The sequence below is a fragment of the Klebsiella sp. Sb-30 genome (assembly GCF_057652795.1).
Window position 1 is genome coordinate 280,118 of the sequence record NZ_CM172749.1, and the last position, 18,226, is coordinate 298,343.

The following is an 18,226-nucleotide window of genomic DNA, read 5'->3' on the forward strand; positions in this document are numbered from 1 at the left end:
GTCATTCGCTTCGGTGTCCGGAAGAAAACTGTGCGTCAGATCACGATTTTTAGCGATGTACTGACGCAGGGGTGTTGTTAATTTATTGATTTTTTAAATTAAATTTCCACGAGTTGAAAACGGAAATTCGGAGCAATCGATTTGCAACAAAATCTAATTATGCCGGATAAGACCTGACCTCACTCCCACGCCGCTTCCAGCATCTCCAGCAACTGCTCGCTATCCAGCTGCACCGGATTCGCTTTCATTGATGAGGAGCTGCTGGCTGCCAGCGCCGCAGACTCCAGGGCCTCGTGCGGTACGCCCAGTTCGCGTAGATTCCCCAGTCCGGCGCCGCGGCTCCATTCGCGCAGGCTATCCCAGGCCGTCTCCGGCTCGACGTCCAGCCCGTCGGCCAGCCACTGGCGGACCTGGTCAAAGCGCCCGCGGATAGCCCTGTTGCTGATCTGCGACTCATTGAGCGCCAGGCCGTAAGGCAGCAGGCTGCCGCAGAGTGCGCCGTGGGAAGCATTGCTCAGTCCCCCCAGCGGGCCGGCAAGTCCATGAATGACGCCAAGACCGGCATTGGCCAGCGCCAGTCCGCCGCACAGGCTAACCCAGGCCATCTCATCGCGGCTGTCCGGGCACTCTTTTTCCATCAACGTGCGGAGCGCTTTGATTCCGCGCGGAATAGCAGCCAGGCAAAGTGCATCGCTAAAAGGATTGGCGCGGGTACAAAGCCAGGGCTCAATGAGTTGAGTAATCGCGTCAAGGCCGGAGCCGAGCGTTACCGCGCGCGGGGCGTTATCGGTCAGCGCCGGGTCGACGATGGCCAGGTCCGGCAGCATACGATCGTCGCGCAGGCTGACTTTTCGCTGCTGCTGCGTGACGTTAATCACCGCATTTTTCGTGACCTCAGCGCCGGTACCGGCGGTAGTCGGGATAGCGACAAACGGCAGCGGAGGCCCTTCTAATAGCCGCCCGTTGCCCACGACTTCCAGATATTCCATCACCGGACCCGAGGCCGGCACCAGCGCGGCAATCGCTTTTCCAGCGTCGATAACCGCGCCGCCGCCGAGGCTGACCACCGCCCCGATGCCGTGTTCCCGCGCCAGATGCACTCCCTGTTCGATATCTTCCAGGCAGGGCTCATGGGCAACGGATAGCGTAGTCACGTCAAGATGATGGGCGTGCAGCCCGGCGAGTAAAAAACCGGCCCGCTGCGGGCTGGCGCCGTGGACCAGCAGCACCTTCGCGGTACGCTGGGCCAGCCAGGGGGCAGCGCTCCCGGCAAGACCTCGGCCAAAACGAATATTGCCCGGAGTGAAAACAGTAAACGGAGTCAGCATGGCGGGTTCCCTGTGTCAGCAAAAAAGGCTGAAATCAACTATACACATTATCCGGCAGGCTGCCTCTTTGTCGCCGGATAGAGTAGGGTGGAAGTCACGTTCCTTCGCTTAAGGATGTCACGATGCTAAAAATACTGGGCAAACGCTCATCAATTAACGTTCGTAAAGTGCTATGGACCTGCGATGAAGTCGGTCTGACTTATCAGCAGGAGGATTACGGCAGCGGTTTCCAGCCGGTCGATACCGCCGAATTTCGCGCCCTGAACCCAAACGGCCTGGTGCCGGTGCTGCTTGATGATGATTTTGTGCTGTGGGAGTCAAACAGCATCTGTCGCTATTTGACGCGCAAAACCGGGCGTGAAGATTTGCTACCGGTTACGCCTCAGGGCGCAGCGGATGTCGAGCGCTGGATGGACTGGCAGGCCACGGAGTTTAACAATGCCTGGCGCTATGCCTTTATGGGGCTGGTGCGTAAAGACCCGCGTTTTCAGGATCCGGTGGCGATAAAGGAGAGCATTGCGGCCTGGACCCGCTGCGTGCAGATCGTGGAATCACAGCTGCAGCGCACCGGCGCATGGATCGCCGGCCCTCAGTTTACGCTGGCGGACATCGTACTGGGTCTGTCGGTACACCGCTGGAAAATGACGCCTTTTGCCCATCCGGAGCTGCCGGCGGTAGAGCGCTGGTATATGACGCTTAATCAGCGACCGGCGTTTATGCGCCATGGCAATAATGGTACCGCCTGAGGACACAGGAAAAGACGGCCAGGCTGGCATCATTGCGCCGATCATTTCAGCCTGTTCGCTTTGCAATGATCGTTGACAGTCGCTACGATCCCGGCGTCTTTAATTCCCCTCATTGGTTTCAGCACGGCAGGAAGGTATGGTTTGAACAGGCAGTTGAGCCCTGTGCTATTGGCGTCACTGCTGCTTGTAGGATGCTCCGGAACGCTCTCGCAAATGAGCGCCCCCTCTGAGGCAACCGCGCTGGTCGGGCAAAATGGCCGTGCGTTGCCCATCGATACCCTTGTCGGCCGTTATATGCAGCAGAAACAGGTCAGCGGCGTGGTGGTGGCGATCATCCAGCGTAATGGCCCGGCGGAGTTTCACTGCTACGGTGTGACCGATGCCAAAAACCGCTACCCCATCACCCCGGATACGCTCTTTGCGCTGGGTTCCCTGAGCAAAGGAACCACCGCTGAAGCGATCGCGTTACTGGTCAACGAAGGGCGGCTGCACTGGGACGACACGCTACTCACGCTGCTTCCGCCGGGGACACCGCTTAGCGACGATGCAAAGAAAATCACGCTGTTGCAACTGGTGACGCACACGTCGGGTCTGCCGCGTCAGCCGATGAACCTGCTGTCGCTTGAACATTTGCTGGTCTATCTGAGCGATGGTGAAAACTTCTATCACGAGCTCGATAGCGACAACGTGCTGGGCTACCTGAGCACCTTTGACGCGCCGCTCACCCGCGAGCCGAAATACTCCAATCTTGGCTACGCGATTCTGGGTTACCTCCTCACCTATCAGACCGGGGAGTCGATAGAAAGCCTGGCGTGGCGAAAGATTTTTCAGCCGCTGGCGATGCAAAGTACCAGCTATCGGCCGCAAACGCTGCGCGGTTTTTCCCGGCGGGCGCTCGGCCATGCGGGCGATCAGCCCAGGTTTAAACCTCGCGGCGCGCTGACTCCTGACTGGCAGTTCAGCAACAACATGGTGGGCGCGGCAAGTCTGTACAGTAACGCCCGCGACCTGATTGAATATGCCCGCGCTCATTTTTCTCCGACCCATCATGCCGCGCTGGATAAGGCTTTTGCCGACGTCAGCGTTGATTACTATCCACGGGAAAAAGAGGCGGCCAATATCGCCTGGGTGACCGATACGCTCGGCGGGCAAAGAATCACCTATCAGGTGGGCTATATCGGCGGCTATTCCAGCTATATCGGTTTTGATAAGGCTAATCAGAATGCGGTGGTGGTGCTGCAAAACAGCTTTAACTGGAGTAACTACATCGGGCAGGCGATTTTGCAAAATCAGGTCGCAAAATCGTCCTATACGGCAGGCGATGAGCGCATAAAAAAAGCCCCGTGAGAACACGGGGCTGAAGAGATTAACGCATGGTCACGAACTCTTCCGCGGCGGTCGGGTGAATCGCCACGGTATTGTCGAAGTCCTTCTTGGTTGCGCCCATTTTCAGCGCCACTGCAAATCCCTGCAGCATTTCATCCATGCCGAAGCCGATACCGTGAATGCCGACAATCTTCTCTTCCGGGCCGACGCATACCAGCTTCATGCGACACGGCTGGCGGTGCGAAGTCACGGCGGTATACATCGCGGTAAAGGACGATTTATAGACCTTCACGGCGTCATCGCCATACTGCTCTCGCGCCTGCGGCTCGGTTAAACCGACGGTGCCGATCGGCGGATGGCTGAAGACCACGGTCGGGATATTGCTGTAATCCAGATGCTCTTCCGGCTTGTTGTTGAACAGGCGTTCGGACAGGCGACGGCCCGCGGCTACCGCGACCGGCGTCAGCTCCACCGCCCCGGTGTTATCACCCACGGCATAGATCCCCGGCACGTTGGTGTTCTGGAATTTATCCACCACGATATAGCCTTTGTCGTTGGTTTTTACGCCAGCGGCTGCGAGGTTGAAATTATCGGTCTCCGGCTCACGACCAATGGCCCATATCAGGCAATCCACGGTCTGACTCCGGCCATCTTCCAGCTGAAGCGTCAGGCTGCCGTCCGCGTTTTTCACTACCGCTTGCGGAATGGCGTGAGTGTGCAGCTGCGGCCCTTCGGTGTTCATCACTTCGACCAGGGTATCAACGATCAGCGGATCGAAGCTGCGCAGCGGTGCATGTTTACGCACGAACAGGTGCGTTTCGGCGCCGAGGCCGTTAATGACGCCAGCCAGCTCAACGGCAATATAGCCTGCGCCCACCACGGCGACGCGCTTCGGCAGGGCCGGCAGCTCGAAGAAGCCGTTAGAGTCGATGCCATACTCAACGCCCGGAATAGACGGATGGCTCGGACGGCCGCCGGTGGCGATCAGGATATGATCGGCGGTGATCGTTTCGCCATTCACTTCCACGGTTTTGGCATCCACAAAACGGGCGAAGCCTTTGATGACGTCCACCTTATTTTTGCCTAACACGTTGTCATAGGAGGTGTGGATACGGTCGATATATGCGCTGCGGCTGGCTACCAGTTTGTCCCAGTCGAAGTGATTAATCGTGGTATCGAAACCGTAGTCCGGGCCATACAGATGAATCGCTTCGCGAATCTGCGCCGCATGCCACATGATTTTCTTCGGTACGCAGCCGACGTTGACGCAGGTGCCGCCCAGATCTTTAGCTTCAATCAGCGCGCACTTCTGGCCATACATTGCCGCACGGTTGATGGAGGCGATGCCGCCGCTGCCGCCGCCGATAGCGATGTAATCATAATGTTTGCTCATAGCCTGTATCCTTAGAAGACCTATCCTGGTAGGCCCTTAATCGTTGAATGACCGCGATTGTAGCGCGAGGCGTAAAAGGTTCCACCGATGGCTGTGATTACTCCGGTACGATCCAGCCGACGGTGGCATGTCCGATGCCGGTCGGCGAGAGCTTCTTATGCAGCCACGGCAGGACGTTGTTCATCTGCTGTTCCAGCTTCCACGGTGGGTTAATGACGATCATCCCGGAAGCGGTCATGCCGCGCTGATCGCTGTCCGGACGCACGGCAAGTTCAATCTGCATGATTTTGCGAATGCCGGTCGCTTCCAGATCTCTGATCATGCGCTTAATCTGCGCGCGCAGTACCACCGGATACCACAGCGCATAGGTGCCGGTCGCGAAGCGCTTGTAGCCTTCGTGGATACCGGCCACGACCGCCTGGTAGTCGCTTTTAATCTCGTACGGCGGATCGATAAGAATCAGGCCGCGACGGGATACCGGCGGCAGCTTCGCTTTCAGCTGCAGGTAGCCATCGGCTTTTTCCACGCGGGCACGGGCATCTTTTTGAAATTCCGAACGCAGCAGCGGAAAATCGCTCGGGTGCAGTTCGGTCATGTGCAGGCTGTCCTGCTCGCGCAGCAGCTGGCGAGCGATCAGCGGAGAACCCGGGTAGTAGCGCAGTTGGCCGCTACGGTTGAAATGCTGGATGACGGAAATGTAGGCTTCCATCTCGGCCGGCAGGTCGTCCTGCTGCCAGATACGGGAAATGCCTTCCAGGTATTCACCCGTACGTTCGGCGTGCTCGCCGCTCAGCTGATAGCGGCCCGCGCCGGCGTGAGTGTCCAGATAGAGAAACGGTTTTTCTTTCTCTTTCAGCGATTCAATGATCAAACTCTGAACGGTGTGTTTAAGGACGTCGGCGTGGTTGCCTGCGTGAAAGCTGTGGCGATAACTGAGCATGGATGCAGAGATTCCGGGAATTAAACAAGATGACCGATAGTTTACCGCAGATCCGTACAGATTACCGCTGTAGCACCGCGCTGTTTCAATGAGGTCAAAAGCGTTGCAAAACATGACCGCGTCATAAAAACGTCAAATATCAGCGCTAGCGTCGCGTGAAGGCAAGGTAATTGTTTGAATAAAAGGAAAAATAATGAAATTGCAAATCACACTCCTGACCTCAGCGTTAATCCTGGCGCTGCCGGCTCTGGCGAAAGAGGTTCCGCTGAACCAGGCGGCGGCGATCGCCGGTAGCGTGACGCCAGCGGCGGCCAGCCCGGCGTTTGGCGGTCTCGAAGGTCAGGCGCTGACGCAGCTGCGCGCTGCGCTGAAGGGCGATGCCGCCACGCTCAGCCGCGGCCAGCTCGCGCACGCAAAACAGAGTAAAACCCAGGCGGATAAAGCCTGGCTGAAGGCCAGCGGCTACGATTTTGAGGAGAAAGCGAATCAGCAGGCGGGTATCGCGCTGCTGGCCGCCTTCAGCAAGCTCCCGGATTCGGTGGTGAAGGATAACCTGGCGACGGTGACCGCGATCAACCGCGATGCAACGCAGGCTACCCGCCATCAGGCGCTGGCGGATGCGGAAGGGATTAGCTATCTCTATTTCCTCAGCGATGCGCTGGGCCCGCGGCTCGGCAAAGCCTTCCTCACGGCCTACGACAAAGGCGAGCTGGGTAAAGCCGCGGCGCTGATTAAGGCCAGTGAAGTCAGTACGGGGGCGGCGAAAAAGCATTATAACAACCCGCGACCGTTCCTGATTCAGGGCAATACCATTCATCTGGTGCCGGACGATGTGGTGATAAAGGACAACCAGCCTTACACCGCTGACGGAGGTTCCTTCCCCAGCGGACACACCAACACCGGTTACACCGATGCGCTGCTGATGGCTGAAATGATCCCGGAGCGCTTTGATGCGCTGGTGACCCGCGGCGCGCGCTACGGCTATTCCCGCATTGTGCTTGGCGTCCATTACCCGCTGGATGTGATGGGGTCGCGGATGGTGGCGCAGCGTAACGTCGCGCATTACCTCAACGACGCGAAGTATCGTGCGCTGTTCAATGAAGCGCGCGATCAGCTGCGAACGGCGCTGGAAAAAGAGTGCGCGACTTCACTGGCCGAGTGCGCGAAGCCGGCCGGAAAAGACGACCCGTACCGCGACCCGGCGATGAACGCATTTTACGCGTTCACCATGACCTACAACCTGCCGCAGCAGAAGGGGGCAAAATCAGCGCTGACGGTGCCGGAAGGCGCAGAGGTTCTGCTGGAAACCGCGCTACCTCATCTGTCCGCCGCCCAGCGCCGGGCGCTGATGGTGAAAACCGCGCTTCCGGCGGGCTATCCGCTGTCGGGCGAGACTGCCGACCAGCAGTTCTGGCAGCGGGTGAATCTGCCGGCGGCATATCAGATGGCGCTGAAAGCACATTAATCCACCCCGTCCGGTTTGTCGGATGACCATGTCCCCGGCCCACATAACCGGGGAAAACCGGCGCCAGTCAGGCAACCACTGAGGAACTGTCTTATTAGCACTCTTGTGCTTGTCAGTTTGAAGCCGGGCGGTGCTCATAACGATATATCTTTGAACGCCCTTCAGGGTGACCCGAAGGGTGAGTGAAGCGAATCAAATCCTCATGTACCAGGCGTAAGCTCCGGTTTCTCCGTGCTGTGCGGATTCAAACTGCCTGCGCCAATAACGCCCACTTATTGCAGCAATACCCGGCGTCTGGCACGGTGTGACATTGAAATTCCCGTCACGATCCCCCATTCTAGATCTCATGCTAAAGCGCCGGAACGCGCGCTTCATTCACCCTTTTCAACAGGACTGCGCATATGACCAATCCATTATTGACGCCTTTTTCATTGCCGCCTTTTTCTGCGATCAAGCCGGAACACGTCGTCCCTGCGGTTACCAAAGCGCTGGACGACTGTCGGGCCGCGGTAGAAAGCGTGGTCGCGCAAGGCGCGCCGTACAGCTGGGAAACGCTCTGCCAGCCGCTGGCTGAAGTGGATGATGTGCTGGGACGCATCTTCTCGCCGGTCAGTCATCTGAACTCGGTCAAGAACAGCCCCGAGCTGCGCGAAGCCTATGAACAAACGCTGCCGCTGTTGTCGGAATACAGCACCTGGGTCGGTCAACATGAAGGGTTGTATCAAGCCTATCGCGATCTGCGCGACGGTGACCATTACGCCACGCTGAACACCGCGCAGAAAAAAGCGGTGGATAACGCGCTGCGCGATTTTGAACTGTCGGGGATTGGCCTGGCGAAAGAGCAGCAGAAACGCTACGGCGAGATTGCCGCACGCCTGTCTGAGCTCGGCAACCAGTACAGCAACAACGTGCTCGACGCCACCATGGGCTGGAGCAAGCTGGTCACTGACGTCGCTGAGCTGTCCGGGATGCCGGAAAGCGCGCTGGCGGCAGCCCAGGCTCAGGCCCAGGCGAAAGAGCAGGAAGGCTATCTGCTGACGCTGGATATTCCGAGCTATCTGCCGGTGATGACCTACTGCGACAACCAGGGGCTGCGTGAAGAGCTGTATCGCGCCTACTCCACCCGCGCGTCGGACCAGGGGCCGAATGCCGGCAAATGGGACAACAGCCCGGTGATGGCAGAAATTCTCGCGCTGCGCCACGAGCTGGCCCAGCTGCTGGGCTTTGACAGCTATGCCTCCAAATCGCTGTCGACCAAAATGGCGGAGAACCCGCAGCAGGTGCTCGACTTCCTGACCGACCTGGCGAAACGCGCTCGTCCGCAGGGCGAGAAAGAGCTGGCTCAGCTGCGCGCCTTCGCAAAAGCGGAGTTCGGCGTCGACGAGCTGCAGCCGTGGGATATCGCGTACTACAGTGAAAAACAGAAGCAGCATCTCTACAGCATCAGCGATGAGCAGCTGCGCCCCTATTTCCCGGAAAACAAAGCCGTTAACGGCCTGTTTGAAGTGGTGAACCGCATTTACGGGATTAGCGCCAAAGAGCGTACCGATGTGGATGTCTGGCACCCGGAAGTGCGTTTCTTCGAGCTGTATGATGAGAACAACGAACTGCGCGGCAGCTTCTATCTCGATCTGTATGCTCGCGAGCACAAACGCGGCGGGGCGTGGATGGATGACTGCGTCGGGCAGATGCGCAAACTCGACGGCTCGTTGCAAAAGCCGGTGGCCTACCTGACCTGCAACTTTAACCGCCCGGTGAACGGCAAACCGGCGCTGTTTACTCACGATGAAGTGATCACGCTGTTCCACGAGTTTGGTCACGGTCTGCACCATATGCTGACCCGTATCGATACCGCCGGCGTCTCCGGCATCAGCGGGGTGCCGTGGGATGCGGTCGAGCTGCCGAGCCAGTTTATGGAAAACTGGTGCTGGGAGCCGGAAGCGCTGGCATTTATCTCCGGCCACTATGAAACCGGTGAACCGCTGCCGCAGGCGCTGCTGGAAAAAATGCTGGCGGCGAAAAACTATCAGGCCGCGCTGTTCATTCTGCGTCAGCTGGAGTTCGGCCTGTTCGACTTCCGTCTGCATGCGGAGTACCAGCCGGAGCAAGGGGCGAAAATCCTCGAAACGCTGGCGGAAATCAAAAAGCAGGTCGCCGTGGTGCCAGGGCCGTCCTGGGGTCGTTTCCCACATGCCTTCAGCCATATTTTTGCCGGGGGCTATGCGGCAGGCTATTACAGCTATCTGTGGGCCGATGTCCTGGCGGCGGATGCTTTCTCGCGCTTTGAAGAAGAGGGGATTTTCAACCGTGAAACCGGCCAGTCGTTCCTCGATAACATCCTGAGCCGCGGCGGTTCCGAAGAGCCGATGGTGCTGTTCAAACGCTTCCGTGGACGCGAACCGCAGCTCGACGCGATGCTGGAGCATTACGGGATTAAGGGCTAATTTCCCCGTCATTCCTCAGGCTGCCTCTTTGGCAACGGCACTCACTCGCCCTGGCCGCATACTCTGTGCGTGGCCAGGGATTCGTTCTTTTGTTGTCTTGATGCAACGCGCATTCTTTAGGGTAAAGTGGACGTGAAAATCTGCTTAATTGATGAAACGGGCGCCGGAGACGGCGCCTTATCTGTTCTTGCCGCTCGCTGGGGCCTGACGCAGGATGATGACAACCTGATGGCGCTGGTTATGACCCGCGAACATCTGGAGCTGCGTAAACGCGATGAGCCAAAGCTCGGCGGGATCTTCGTTGATTTCGTCGGCGGGGCGATGGCCCACCGACGTAAATTTGGCGGCGGTCGCGGCGAGGCGGTAGCGAAAGCGGTGGGCGTTAAAGGCGACTATTTGCCGGATGTGGTGGATGCGACGGCAGGACTGGGTCGCGATGCCTTCGTGCTGGCCTCGGTGGGCTGCCGGGTGCGCATGCTGGAACGTAACCCGGTAGTGGCGGCCCTGCTTGATGACGGGCTGGCTCGTGGCTACGCTGACCCGGAAATCGGCCCGTGGCTTCGGGAGCGTTTACAGCTGATTCACGCCTCCAGCCTGACGGCGCTGACGGACATTACGCCACGCCCGCAGGTGGTCTATCTTGACCCGATGTTCCCGCATAAGCAGAAAAGCGCGCTGGTGAAGAAAGAGATGCGCGTATTTCAGTCGCTGGTGGGGCCGGATCTGGATGCTGACGGACTGCTGGAGCCAGCGCGTCAGCTGGCGACCAAACGGGTGGTGGTGAAACGTCCGGATTACGCCCCGCCGCTGGCGGATGTCGCCACGCCGAACGCGGTGGTCACCAAAGGCCACCGCTTCGATATTTACGCCGGGACGCCCGAGTAACGCTTCAGCCGCCATCGTTCCCCCGGATGGCGGCATACCTGCCTTATATCCGGGCGACCGTTCATCGCTCCGGTAAGCGCAGCGCAACCGGGGCGTTTCCTGGGTTCAGACAAACGGCGCCAGCGGGTCAGCAATCTCAAAGGCTACCGCTTTCTCAGCCTTCGGCGGATAGATAAGCTCGCTGACGATCGACACCTTCAGCTTTTTCGCTTCCTCCCGGGTCAGCTTCACCTGCTGATCCCACCCTTCGGTATAGACTGCACCCCAGGCGCCGAGATCGAGGCAGGTGACGTAGTTTTCCTGGCGATACGGCAACGGCGCGACATCCAGCAGACTTGCCGCTGCGTTGTTACCGGCAAATTTACCCAGCAAAATAGCGTGCTGACAGGTCATTAACGCATGGTTTCCCTTGTCATCGGTCGCCGCGTAGGCCACGTCGCCGGTGGCATAGATATCGTCATAGCCGACCACCTGAAGCGCCGTGTTCACATGCAGACGACCCAGGCGATCGCGAGGCGCTTCAATTTGTGCCGTCAGGCCGTTTGCCTGCACGCCAACCGTCCAGATAACGGTGCGGGATGCGATCTTCTGCCCGTCTTTAAGCATGACGCCATCGGCATCAATCCGCTCAACTTCAGTATTGACCCGCCATTCAACACCGAGCTCTGCGGAGGCCTGGACGATAACGTCGCGTAGCGCTTCGCTGTAACGCGATCCCGGCAGCGGACCGCGTTCAACTACGACTACTCTGGTCTTAGCATTCTCACCCAGAATCTCGCGCAGCCTGCCGGGTAACTCCATGGCCATCTCAATGCCGGTGAAGCCACCGCCGCAGACAACAACGGTATTGCGTGGCTCGCTATCGGCTTCGTGAGCCAGTGATTGCAGGTGCTGTTCCAGAACGCTGGCGCTCTCCAGCTGGTCGAGATCGAAGGCATAAGCATCGGCGCCGGCCACTAACGAACGGTTCACATGGCTGCCGCTGGCCAGGATTAACCGGTCGTAGCGCTTCTGCTGTGTTTCACCGTTGGTATCCGTCCAGACGACGGCTTTGCTGGCCGGAAGGAGCTGTGAAACGGTGCCGCGCAGGAAGTGCACGCCGGTAGCATCAAACAAAGGTTGCAGCGGCGCAATCAGCGTTGGTACCGCTTTCTCATAGAAGCGTGGACGCACGCGCAGCTCTGGCTGCGGCGCAATGACGGTGATATCCACGGCCTGATGTTGATATTGATCGGCCAGGCGGGCGGCGCTAAGCGCAGCCCACATTCCCGAAAAGCCGGCACCGACAACCAGAATTTGTTTACGCATGATGGTTTCACTCATTGTTAACGACGATATTTTTACTCGGATTTTATTTGTCGTAGTATGAGTTTGCAATGTGATTTGTGCTGCGGTCTGGGTTTTATCCCTTGATTTGCATTCATCGCGTTGATAAAAAACAAGTTTAAATTTTTCATCTTAACTTGTTATTTTATCCTTCTGGCACGGTTGGGGCGAAAAAGCTACAATAACTCAGATTCTTTTTGGCTGAGATTAGAGCATGGCATTTTACAGTTCCGGAGTTGAATACGGCATCCATAGCCTGATGTGTATGGTGGATAGCAAAGGTGATGCCCGCGAGATGAGCGTGCGGGAAATTGCCGATCTGCAAAGCGTGCCCTACGACTATCTGGCCAAAATCTTCACCCGCCTGTCTAAAGCCGGTCTGGTACGCAGCATTGAGGGTAAGGGCGGCGGATTTCAGCTGGCAAAACCCGCCGAACAGATAACGGTCCTGGATGTGGTCAACGCCATCGATGGTGATAAGCGTATCTTTGAATGTCGTGAAATTCGCCAGCGGCTGGCGGTGTTTGACGCACAGCCGCCGGAATGGGCCTGCGAAGGGATCTGCGGCGTGCGCTCGGTGATGGATATGGCGCAGCAGCGGATGGAAGAGGCGCTAGGGCAACATACTATTCTGGACCTGGCGCGTAAGATGTATCGCAAAGCGCCGGACGAGTTTGTCATAGAAGTGCGGGACTGGATTGCCGCGCGGAAAGGGTAACCTCAGCGACACCCGCCGCTGAGGTTAAGCAGGTTATTATTTGTCGCTCGACGGCGTATTAATCATCCGGTTGAGCCACGGTACCAGCATCGCCATCACCAGGGTCACACCCAGCGTCACCAGACCAATCTTGCTAAACACGCCGGTATAAACCGGCAGGGTTTGCAGCGGGTCGGTGATATTGTCCGGTACGGCGGTGAAGGTGGCGACGTATCCCCCCATCAGGAAGGCGGCTGCCTGAGTCAGAAACCACATGCCCAGAATAAAGCCCATCAAATGCTGCGGCACCAGCGCGGCGACCATTGCCAGCCCCAGCGCGCTGATCAGCAGCTCTCCCAGACTCTGGAACAGATAAACCAGCACGATAAACCACGGCGACGTCAGCCCCTGAGCATCGGCAAACCAGATTCCCGCGGCGGCGGCGGTCAGGAAGCCCAGCGAACATAAAAACATGCCGAGGGTAAATTTCATCGGCATGGTGAGGTCTTTGCCTTTGTTGCCAAGGCGGGTATAAATCGCCGCCAGCACCGGACTGGCCACCACCACCCAGAACGGGTTCAGGGCCTGGAAGCTGACCGGGTTAATGGTCATGCCGAGGATCTCGTGGTGAACGTTATTGATGGCGAAGAAGTTTAGCGATGTCGGCATCTGCGCGTACAGAATGTAGAACAGCACCGCTTCCAGCATCAGGATAAAGGCGACAAACATTTTGTTGCGCCCGGTTTTATCCAGTCTGAAGGCTTCGCGGAAGAAGAAAATAATCACGATGACAGAGAGGACAATCAGCACCAGGTTAGCGATTTTGACGTTATGCATCAGCCAGGCGCAAAGGAACACCATTGCCACCGTGCCGACCAGCACGTACAGCAGATTGCGCACAACAAGCGGCCGATGATCCGGCTCTGAACCGATATCTTTCACCATTCCACGGCAGGCGAAATAGACCAGCAGGGCGATAATCAGCCCCACGCCGCACAGGTTATAGGTTACGGCATAGCCAAATTTTTCCGCGATCACCGGCGCCAGAGAGAGCGACAGCAGCGAGCCGATATTAATCGACATATAAAACAGGGTGAATGCGCCGTCGAGACGGGCATCTTTGGGTGGATAGCACTTTGACAGCAGGCTGGCGGGATTGGCTTTAAATAGCCCGTTACCGACGGCAATCGTCCCGAGGGCGATAAAAATCAGGTCGGGTTTAAGTAGCGACAGCCCGGTCATGAAGTAGCCCAGCGCCAGCACCACGGCCCCAAGAACCAGCGTGCGTTTGGTGCCGAGCAGGTGGTCGCCAACATAGCCGCCGATGGAGATCAGCCCATAAACCAGCGCGGCAAAGGCGCCAAAGGTAATAAACGCTTGTTCCTGAGAAAATCCAAGTTGTTTAACAAAAAAGACCGCCAGGATCCCCTGGACGCCGTAATAACCAAATCGCTCCCATAATTCCACAAAAAAAATCATGAAGAACGGACGAGGTTGCTGCAACAGCCCCGTAGGTGCAGTAGTTTTCATATTCCTTCGCCTTGTAGTGCAATCCCAAAAAAGTATGAACGCGTATGCCAGAACGCGCTGAAAAAGTATGATGAAGCGCAATGATGCGGCTATTGGCTTTGGGAGTAGATTATTATATAGATTATTTTTCTAATAATTGGTTGATCACACTAATCGTTAATAAATATTCGGTTTGATATCCTGGAGGTAAAGGCGGGTTAGTTATATTTGCATCGGCCAATGGACGCAGGCAATGGGCGCTGGCAAATAGGCCCTTCGTAAAAAACAACAACGCCCGCAAAGGCGGGCGCTGGCATTCTGATGGTTAACCGCGCGAACGGTTATTCGTCTTCTTCATCGCGCAGCGGCACAATCAGCATATCGACGTGAACGGTGTTGATGAGCTGACGTGCGGAAGACATCAGCTTGCTCCAGAAATCCTGATGGTGACCGCAGACCACCAGGTCCATATCGTATTTTTTAATTGCATCAACCAGCACCTGGCCGAGATCGCCGCTGCCGCTCAGGGTTTCGGTAATCGGATAGCCCGCATTGGTAGACAGCTCGCTCAGCGCGTGGTGCGTCTCTTCGGAAATCCGTTTCTGCATGTCGCCCAGGTTGACATCGATCAGACCGGTGTACAGGTCAGAGTAATTAACATCCACGTGAATCAGAGAGACTTTGGCATTATAAGGACGCGCCATAGAAACGGCTTTCTCTACCAGAACCTTGCTTTCCGGGGAGAGGTCTACTGCAATAAGAATATGTTTGTAAGCCATAGTGTTACTCCTTCCATAAGTTGTCGATGACCATTGGACCAGACAGCTGGTGCTGCCGCTTCGCCCGCGTCCTGCGTGCTAATCCGCGGGGGTTCAGCCCTTTAAGGACTTAATTGTAGAAGATATTTCTACCTTATAGCGCCCCTCGCGCTCCGTCAATGCACCTGGTTCACCAAAAGTTAAACAAATATATTCATCTTACGTATTGATAACGATTAACCTTGTGGTAAAAAAATTGACTGATCTCCTACACTATTTAATGAGCCGATCGGATAAATAAACGTGATCGGAATCGCACTCTCATATTGTATGTTGGGTTGGGTATTGGGAAGCGCTAGCTCCGGAGATGTCTCCGAGGGCGGGTCGCCGGGGAGGACGTATGATCAGCACTATTGCGCTGTTTTGGGCCCTGTGTATCGTTTGTGTGGTGAATATGGCACGCTACTTCTCATCATTGCGTGCATTATTGGTTGTGCTACGTGGTTGCGATCCCTTGCTTTATCAATATGTTGATGGCGGAGGTTTTTTTACTTCGCATGGGCAGCCGGGCAAACAGGTGCGCCTGGTCTGGTACATTTATGCCCAACGTTATCGCGATCATCACGATGATGAGTTTATTCGTCGCTGCGAGCGGGTACGGCGGCAGTTTATTCTGACCAGCGCCCTGTGTGGTCTGGTGGTGGTGAGTCTGATCGCATTGATGATTTGGCACTGAGCATAAGAAAGGCGAGGCGAGTCTCGCCTTCTTTGCATCGGGGTCAGGGCTTAACTGAGAATCTGAGGTCTGAGATATTGTCCTGGAGTGAGATAACCTTCCCGCTGTAAGAGAGGTTCACTTCCCCGTTTTTATCTATGCCGGCACTCGTAAGACTCCCTGTCCCCTCAATCACCGGGCTCTTCTGCGTAAGCTGCTGGATAATTTCTGTATTGTCCCCTGCTATCTCATGCGACAGATAGTAACGATAGATTGTAGGCACCGTTGCGCCACCTCGGTTGTTAACGGTCATATAGAGCCAAACGCCGTCAGACAATTTATAAACACGCTGGAGCTCATCGCTCTTTCGCGGATCGGGATGGTGGTTGAGCCACACAAATCCGACGATCAGGGCCAGAAGTGCCAGCGTAACAAGCCGATGGATCCATCTAATAGCCGTTCTGAATGGCATAATCTATCCCTTCTCTGATATTGCGCTGATCCGTAGGGTCATCTCCATAGGGAGGTTTTTCATACCATTTCCCCCATTCGGGTTTTGAGGTTCCCGCACGATCCTGCGCCCAACCTGCGCCCATAAGAAGGATGTTTGCAGGAATACCTGCGGCGGTGCCGGTAGCCCCAAAATTGAAATTACCGAACGCGGCGAAATACGGGTCGAATTTTTTATCATCCCACGGGCCGCCATTTCTGACTTTTTGATAAAACCAGTAGTACGTTGATGGGGTAGCCATATTACGTGACATTCCTTGACGGCGTGCTTCACGCATATTGCCCGCTATAACGATTGAACCAGGTCCTGGGATGGGGACAGAAGCCATACATTCTCCACGTGAGGTATTTTATCCTGGCCGGGATGATATTTTTTTTCCTCCATGTTTTTTGAACAAAAAATGTTCAGATTTTCCTCATGCCAGAAAAAGATTAAGTAAAACAACGGACATAAAAAAAGCGGGTCAGTTTCCTGACCCGCTTTTTTGTCGCTTTCAGCTTCTTAGATAATCTTCAGCGCTATCCAGTACAGCCCGCCGGACAGCAGAATCGCCGCCGGGAGAGTAAGCACCCACGCCATCAGAATACTGGTGACGGTCTTTCTCTGCAGGCCGCCGCCATCGACGAGCATCGTCCCCGCTACGGAGGAGGAGAGCACGTGGGTGGTGGAAACCGGCATACCGGTGTAACTCGCCAGACCAATCGAAACCGCCGCGGTCATCTGGGCAGACATACCTTGTGCGTAGGTCATACCTTTCTTACCGATCTTCTCACCGATAGTGGTCGCCACGCGACGCCAGCCGATCATCGTGCCGATACCCAGCGCCAGCGCCACGGCCATAATGATCCAGATTGGCGCGTACTCGATGGTGCTCAGCATATCGGTTTTCAGTTTCTTCAGCAGGCGCTGATCGTCAGCATTCACTTCCGGTAACTTCGCGACTTTATCGGTGGTGTCGGAAATGCACAGCATGATGCGACGCAGCTGACTACGCTGATCAATGGAGAGCGAGTCGTAGCTTTCAATACCGGTCAGCGCCGTCTTCACGCGATTCAGCGCGTTGATGGTATTCGCCGGATGGCAATGGAACTCACCGCCGCTGGCGGCCGTCCCGGCCTCCGGAGACGGAATCAGCTGGTCAACGCCGGTGGCCTTTTTCAACAGCTCAGGGCGCTGTTCGAAGAAGGTTTCCACGTTGTTCACCGCATCGCGGGTCCGGGTTATTTCATAGCCGGAGGCATTCATGTTAACCACGAAACCAGCCGGCGCCACGCCGATCAGCACCAGCATGACCAGACCAATGCCTTTCTGGCCGTCGTTAGCACCGTGCGAGAACGATACGCCAATGGCGGACAGAATCAGGGCAATACGGGTCCAGAACGGCGGCTTTTTCTTACCGTCTTTCTTTTCACGTTCTGCAGGCGTCAGGTGAATACGGGCGCGTTTTTTGGTACCGCTCCAGTAACGACGCAAAATGAAAATCAGGCCGCCAGCGACCACCAGACCAACAATCGGTGAGATGATAAGTGAGCCAAAAATACCGATGACTTTCGGGATATTCAACGCGTCGACCACGGACGTGCCGGTCATCAGCGCATTGGTTAAACCAATACCGATGATAGCGCCGATCAGCGTGTGCGAGCTGGAGGCCGGAAGGCCAAAATACCAGGTACCGAGGTTCCAGATAATCGCTGCCAGCAGCATAGAGAACACCATGGCGAGGCCATGTGCGGAACCCATGTTAAGCAGCAGGTCGGTCGGCAGCATATGCACGATGGCATAAGCGACGCTGAGACCACCCAACAGAACGCCGAAGAAGTTGAAGAGGGCCGCCATCGCAACCGCAAGTTGTGACCGCATTGCGCGTGTGTAAATCACAGTAGCAACAGCGTTTGCGGTATCATGAAAACCGTTAATCGCTTCGTAAAACAGCACGAAAGCTAAAGCAAGCAATAGTAATAGCCCGGTATGTAAATCCAGACCGGCAAATAAATGTAGCATAGGACGTTACGCCATTTTGAGGACATGAACGCGGCGCATTATCAGTGACTTTAACGGCGCGGGCAAAGTGAAATATAGACTTTTTTTGATTTTCTTCCTGTCTGGATTTTACCTGCTTGAGAGTAATCCTATATCTTTCAATGATGTACATGAATACATCGATTTTCGTGCTGGTGCGACCA

Annotated in this window: 16 protein-coding genes; 7 read left to right on the forward strand and 9 right to left on the reverse strand. The window is 56.2% G+C overall.

Translation table 11 applies throughout. The annotated features are described in order from the left end of the window. Nucleotides 1-179 precede the first annotated feature (179 nt). The gene (locus AC236I_RS01260) at nt 180-1,328 is read right to left on the reverse strand and encodes an iron-containing alcohol dehydrogenase (protein ID WP_004868693.1); all 1,149 of its coding nucleotides are present in this window, start codon (nt 1,326-1,328) and stop codon (nt 180-182) included. Nucleotides 1,329-1,450: 122 nt separating this feature from the next. Here AC236I_RS01260 and AC236I_RS01265 point away from each other — a divergent pair, with 122 nt between their 5' ends. Together AC236I_RS01265 and AC236I_RS01270 are read left to right on the forward strand one after the other, a co-directional pair. Then, nucleotides 1,451-2,074 (forward strand): glutathione S-transferase family protein, encoded by a 624-nt coding sequence (locus tag AC236I_RS01265; protein ID WP_004868692.1) that lies wholly within the window; start codon nt 1,451-1,453, stop codon nt 2,072-2,074. Between the two features lie 213 nt (nt 2,075-2,287). Continuing rightward, nucleotides 2,288-3,421 carry a serine hydrolase domain-containing protein gene (locus tag AC236I_RS01270; protein ID WP_004868690.1) on the forward strand — a complete coding sequence of 378 codons (1,134 nt, stop codon included), beginning with the start codon at nt 2,288-2,290 and terminating at the stop codon, nt 3,419-3,421. 19 nt (nt 3,422-3,440) lie between these two features. On the opposite strand, the gene gorA is transcribed toward AC236I_RS01270, so the two are convergent. After that, entirely contained in the window at nt 3,441-4,793 is a 1,353-nt protein-coding gene (gene gorA / locus AC236I_RS01275; protein ID WP_004868688.1) for a glutathione-disulfide reductase, read from the reverse strand. Between the two features lie 97 nt (nt 4,794-4,890). Then, entirely contained in the window at nt 4,891-5,733 is an 843-nt protein-coding gene (locus AC236I_RS01280; protein ID WP_004868687.1) for a 23S rRNA (adenine(2030)-N(6))-methyltransferase RlmJ, read from the reverse strand. 193 nt (nt 5,734-5,926) lie between these two features. Between AC236I_RS01280 and AC236I_RS01285 the strand changes: the two genes are divergently transcribed. The 3 genes from AC236I_RS01285 to rsmJ all read left to right on the forward strand — a co-directional run bounded on the left by AC236I_RS01285 (nt 5,927) and on the right by rsmJ (nt 10,527). After that, nucleotides 5,927-7,198, forward strand: coding sequence for an acid phosphatase (locus AC236I_RS01285; RefSeq protein WP_162660667.1), 1,272 nt, complete (start codon nt 5,927-5,929; stop codon nt 7,196-7,198). A gap of 401 nt (nt 7,199-7,599) precedes the next feature. After that, on the forward strand, nt 7,600-9,642 hold the full coding sequence (gene prlC / locus AC236I_RS01290; protein ID WP_004868682.1) for an oligopeptidase A: 2,043 nt from the start codon (nt 7,600-7,602) through the stop codon (nt 9,640-9,642). A 132-nt stretch (nt 9,643-9,774) separates the two neighbouring features. Then, entirely contained in the window at nt 9,775-10,527 is a 753-nt protein-coding gene (gene rsmJ / locus AC236I_RS01295; RefSeq protein ID WP_015585567.1) for a 16S rRNA (guanine(1516)-N(2))-methyltransferase RsmJ, read from the forward strand. Nucleotides 10,528-10,632: 105 nt separating this feature from the next. Here rsmJ and AC236I_RS01300 read toward each other — a convergent pair whose 3' ends face one another. Then, nucleotides 10,633-11,835 (reverse strand): NAD(P)/FAD-dependent oxidoreductase, encoded by a 1,203-nt coding sequence (locus AC236I_RS01300; protein WP_065907190.1) that lies wholly within the window; start codon nt 11,833-11,835, stop codon nt 10,633-10,635. Nucleotides 11,836-12,067: 232 nt separating this feature from the next. On the opposite strand from AC236I_RS01300, the gene AC236I_RS01305 reads away from it, so the two are divergent. Next, nucleotides 12,068-12,571: an RrF2 family transcriptional regulator gene (locus AC236I_RS01305; RefSeq protein WP_004868676.1), complete on the forward strand. Its 504-nt coding sequence runs from the start codon at nt 12,068-12,070 to the stop codon at nt 12,569-12,571. A gap of 36 nt (nt 12,572-12,607) precedes the next feature. On the opposite strand, the gene dtpB is transcribed toward AC236I_RS01305, so the two are convergent. Together dtpB and uspA are read right to left on the reverse strand one after the other, a co-directional pair. Next, on the reverse strand, nt 12,608-14,080 hold the full coding sequence (gene dtpB, locus AC236I_RS01310) for a dipeptide/tripeptide permease DtpB (RefSeq protein WP_004868674.1): 1,473 nt from the start codon (nt 14,078-14,080) through the stop codon (nt 12,608-12,610). Between the two features lie 320 nt (nt 14,081-14,400). Continuing rightward, nucleotides 14,401-14,838 (reverse strand): universal stress protein UspA, encoded by a 438-nt coding sequence (gene uspA, locus AC236I_RS01315; RefSeq protein WP_004126268.1) that lies wholly within the window; start codon nt 14,836-14,838, stop codon nt 14,401-14,403. A gap of 379 nt (nt 14,839-15,217) precedes the next feature. On the opposite strand from uspA, the gene uspB reads away from it, so the two are divergent. Continuing rightward, nucleotides 15,218-15,553, forward strand: coding sequence for a universal stress protein UspB (uspB, locus tag AC236I_RS01320; RefSeq protein ID WP_004868671.1), 336 nt, complete (start codon nt 15,218-15,220; stop codon nt 15,551-15,553). A 43-nt stretch (nt 15,554-15,596) separates the two neighbouring features. On the opposite strand, the gene AC236I_RS01325 is transcribed toward uspB, so the two are convergent. From AC236I_RS01325 to pitA, 3 genes are all read right to left on the reverse strand, one after another. Further along, nucleotides 15,597-16,004, reverse strand: coding sequence for a hypothetical protein (locus AC236I_RS01325; protein ID WP_015585569.1), 408 nt, complete (start codon nt 16,002-16,004; stop codon nt 15,597-15,599). Beyond that, nucleotides 15,982-16,284 carry a polymorphic toxin type 44 domain-containing protein gene (locus tag AC236I_RS01330; RefSeq protein WP_080888776.1) on the reverse strand — a complete coding sequence of 101 codons (303 nt, stop codon included), beginning with the start codon at nt 16,282-16,284 and terminating at the stop codon, nt 15,982-15,984. The genes AC236I_RS01325 and AC236I_RS01330 overlap by 23 nt, the downstream gene beginning before the upstream one ends. Before the next feature lie 260 nt (nt 16,285-16,544). Further along, entirely contained in the window at nt 16,545-18,044 is a 1,500-nt protein-coding gene (gene pitA / locus AC236I_RS01335) for an inorganic phosphate transporter PitA (protein ID WP_004868665.1), read from the reverse strand. Nucleotides 18,045-18,226: the final 182 nt, after the last annotated feature.

Excerpts from the sequence above, each read along its gene's own strand:
- AC236I_RS01330 (WP_080888776.1), bottom strand. The coding sequence starts at position 16,284 with ATGGCTACCCCATCAACGTACTACTGGTTTTATCAAAAAGTCAGAAAT.
- gorA (WP_004868688.1), bottom strand. The coding sequence starts at position 4,793 with ATGAGCAAACATTATGATTACATCGCTATCGGCGGCGGCAGCGGCGGC.
- AC236I_RS01285 (WP_162660667.1), top strand. The coding sequence starts at position 5,927 with ATGAAATTGCAAATCACACTCCTGACCTCAGCGTTAATCCTGGCGCTG.
- uspA (WP_004126268.1), bottom strand. The coding sequence starts at position 14,838 with ATGGCTTACAAACATATTCTTATTGCAGTAGACCTCTCCCCGGAAAGC.
- uspB (WP_004868671.1), top strand. The coding sequence starts at position 15,218 with ATGATCAGCACTATTGCGCTGTTTTGGGCCCTGTGTATCGTTTGTGTG.
- dtpB (WP_004868674.1), bottom strand. The coding sequence starts at position 14,080 with ATGAAAACTACTGCACCTACGGGGCTGTTGCAGCAACCTCGTCCGTTC.
- AC236I_RS01305 (WP_004868676.1), top strand. The coding sequence starts at position 12,068 with ATGGCATTTTACAGTTCCGGAGTTGAATACGGCATCCATAGCCTGATG.
- AC236I_RS01300 (WP_065907190.1), bottom strand. The coding sequence starts at position 11,835 with ATGCGTAAACAAATTCTGGTTGTCGGTGCCGGCTTTTCGGGAATGTGG.
- AC236I_RS01325 (WP_015585569.1), bottom strand. The coding sequence starts at position 16,004 with ATGCCATTCAGAACGGCTATTAGATGGATCCATCGGCTTGTTACGCTG.
- pitA (WP_004868665.1), bottom strand. The coding sequence starts at position 18,044 with ATGCTACATTTATTTGCCGGTCTGGATTTACATACCGGGCTATTACTA.
- AC236I_RS01270 (WP_004868690.1), top strand. The coding sequence starts at position 2,288 with ATGAGCGCCCCCTCTGAGGCAACCGCGCTGGTCGGGCAAAATGGCCGT.
- prlC (WP_004868682.1), top strand. The coding sequence starts at position 7,600 with ATGACCAATCCATTATTGACGCCTTTTTCATTGCCGCCTTTTTCTGCG.
- AC236I_RS01280 (WP_004868687.1), bottom strand. The coding sequence starts at position 5,733 with ATGCTCAGTTATCGCCACAGCTTTCACGCAGGCAACCACGCCGACGTC.
- AC236I_RS01265 (WP_004868692.1), top strand. The coding sequence starts at position 1,451 with ATGCTAAAAATACTGGGCAAACGCTCATCAATTAACGTTCGTAAAGTG.
- AC236I_RS01260 (WP_004868693.1), bottom strand. The coding sequence starts at position 1,328 with ATGCTGACTCCGTTTACTGTTTTCACTCCGGGCAATATTCGTTTTGGC.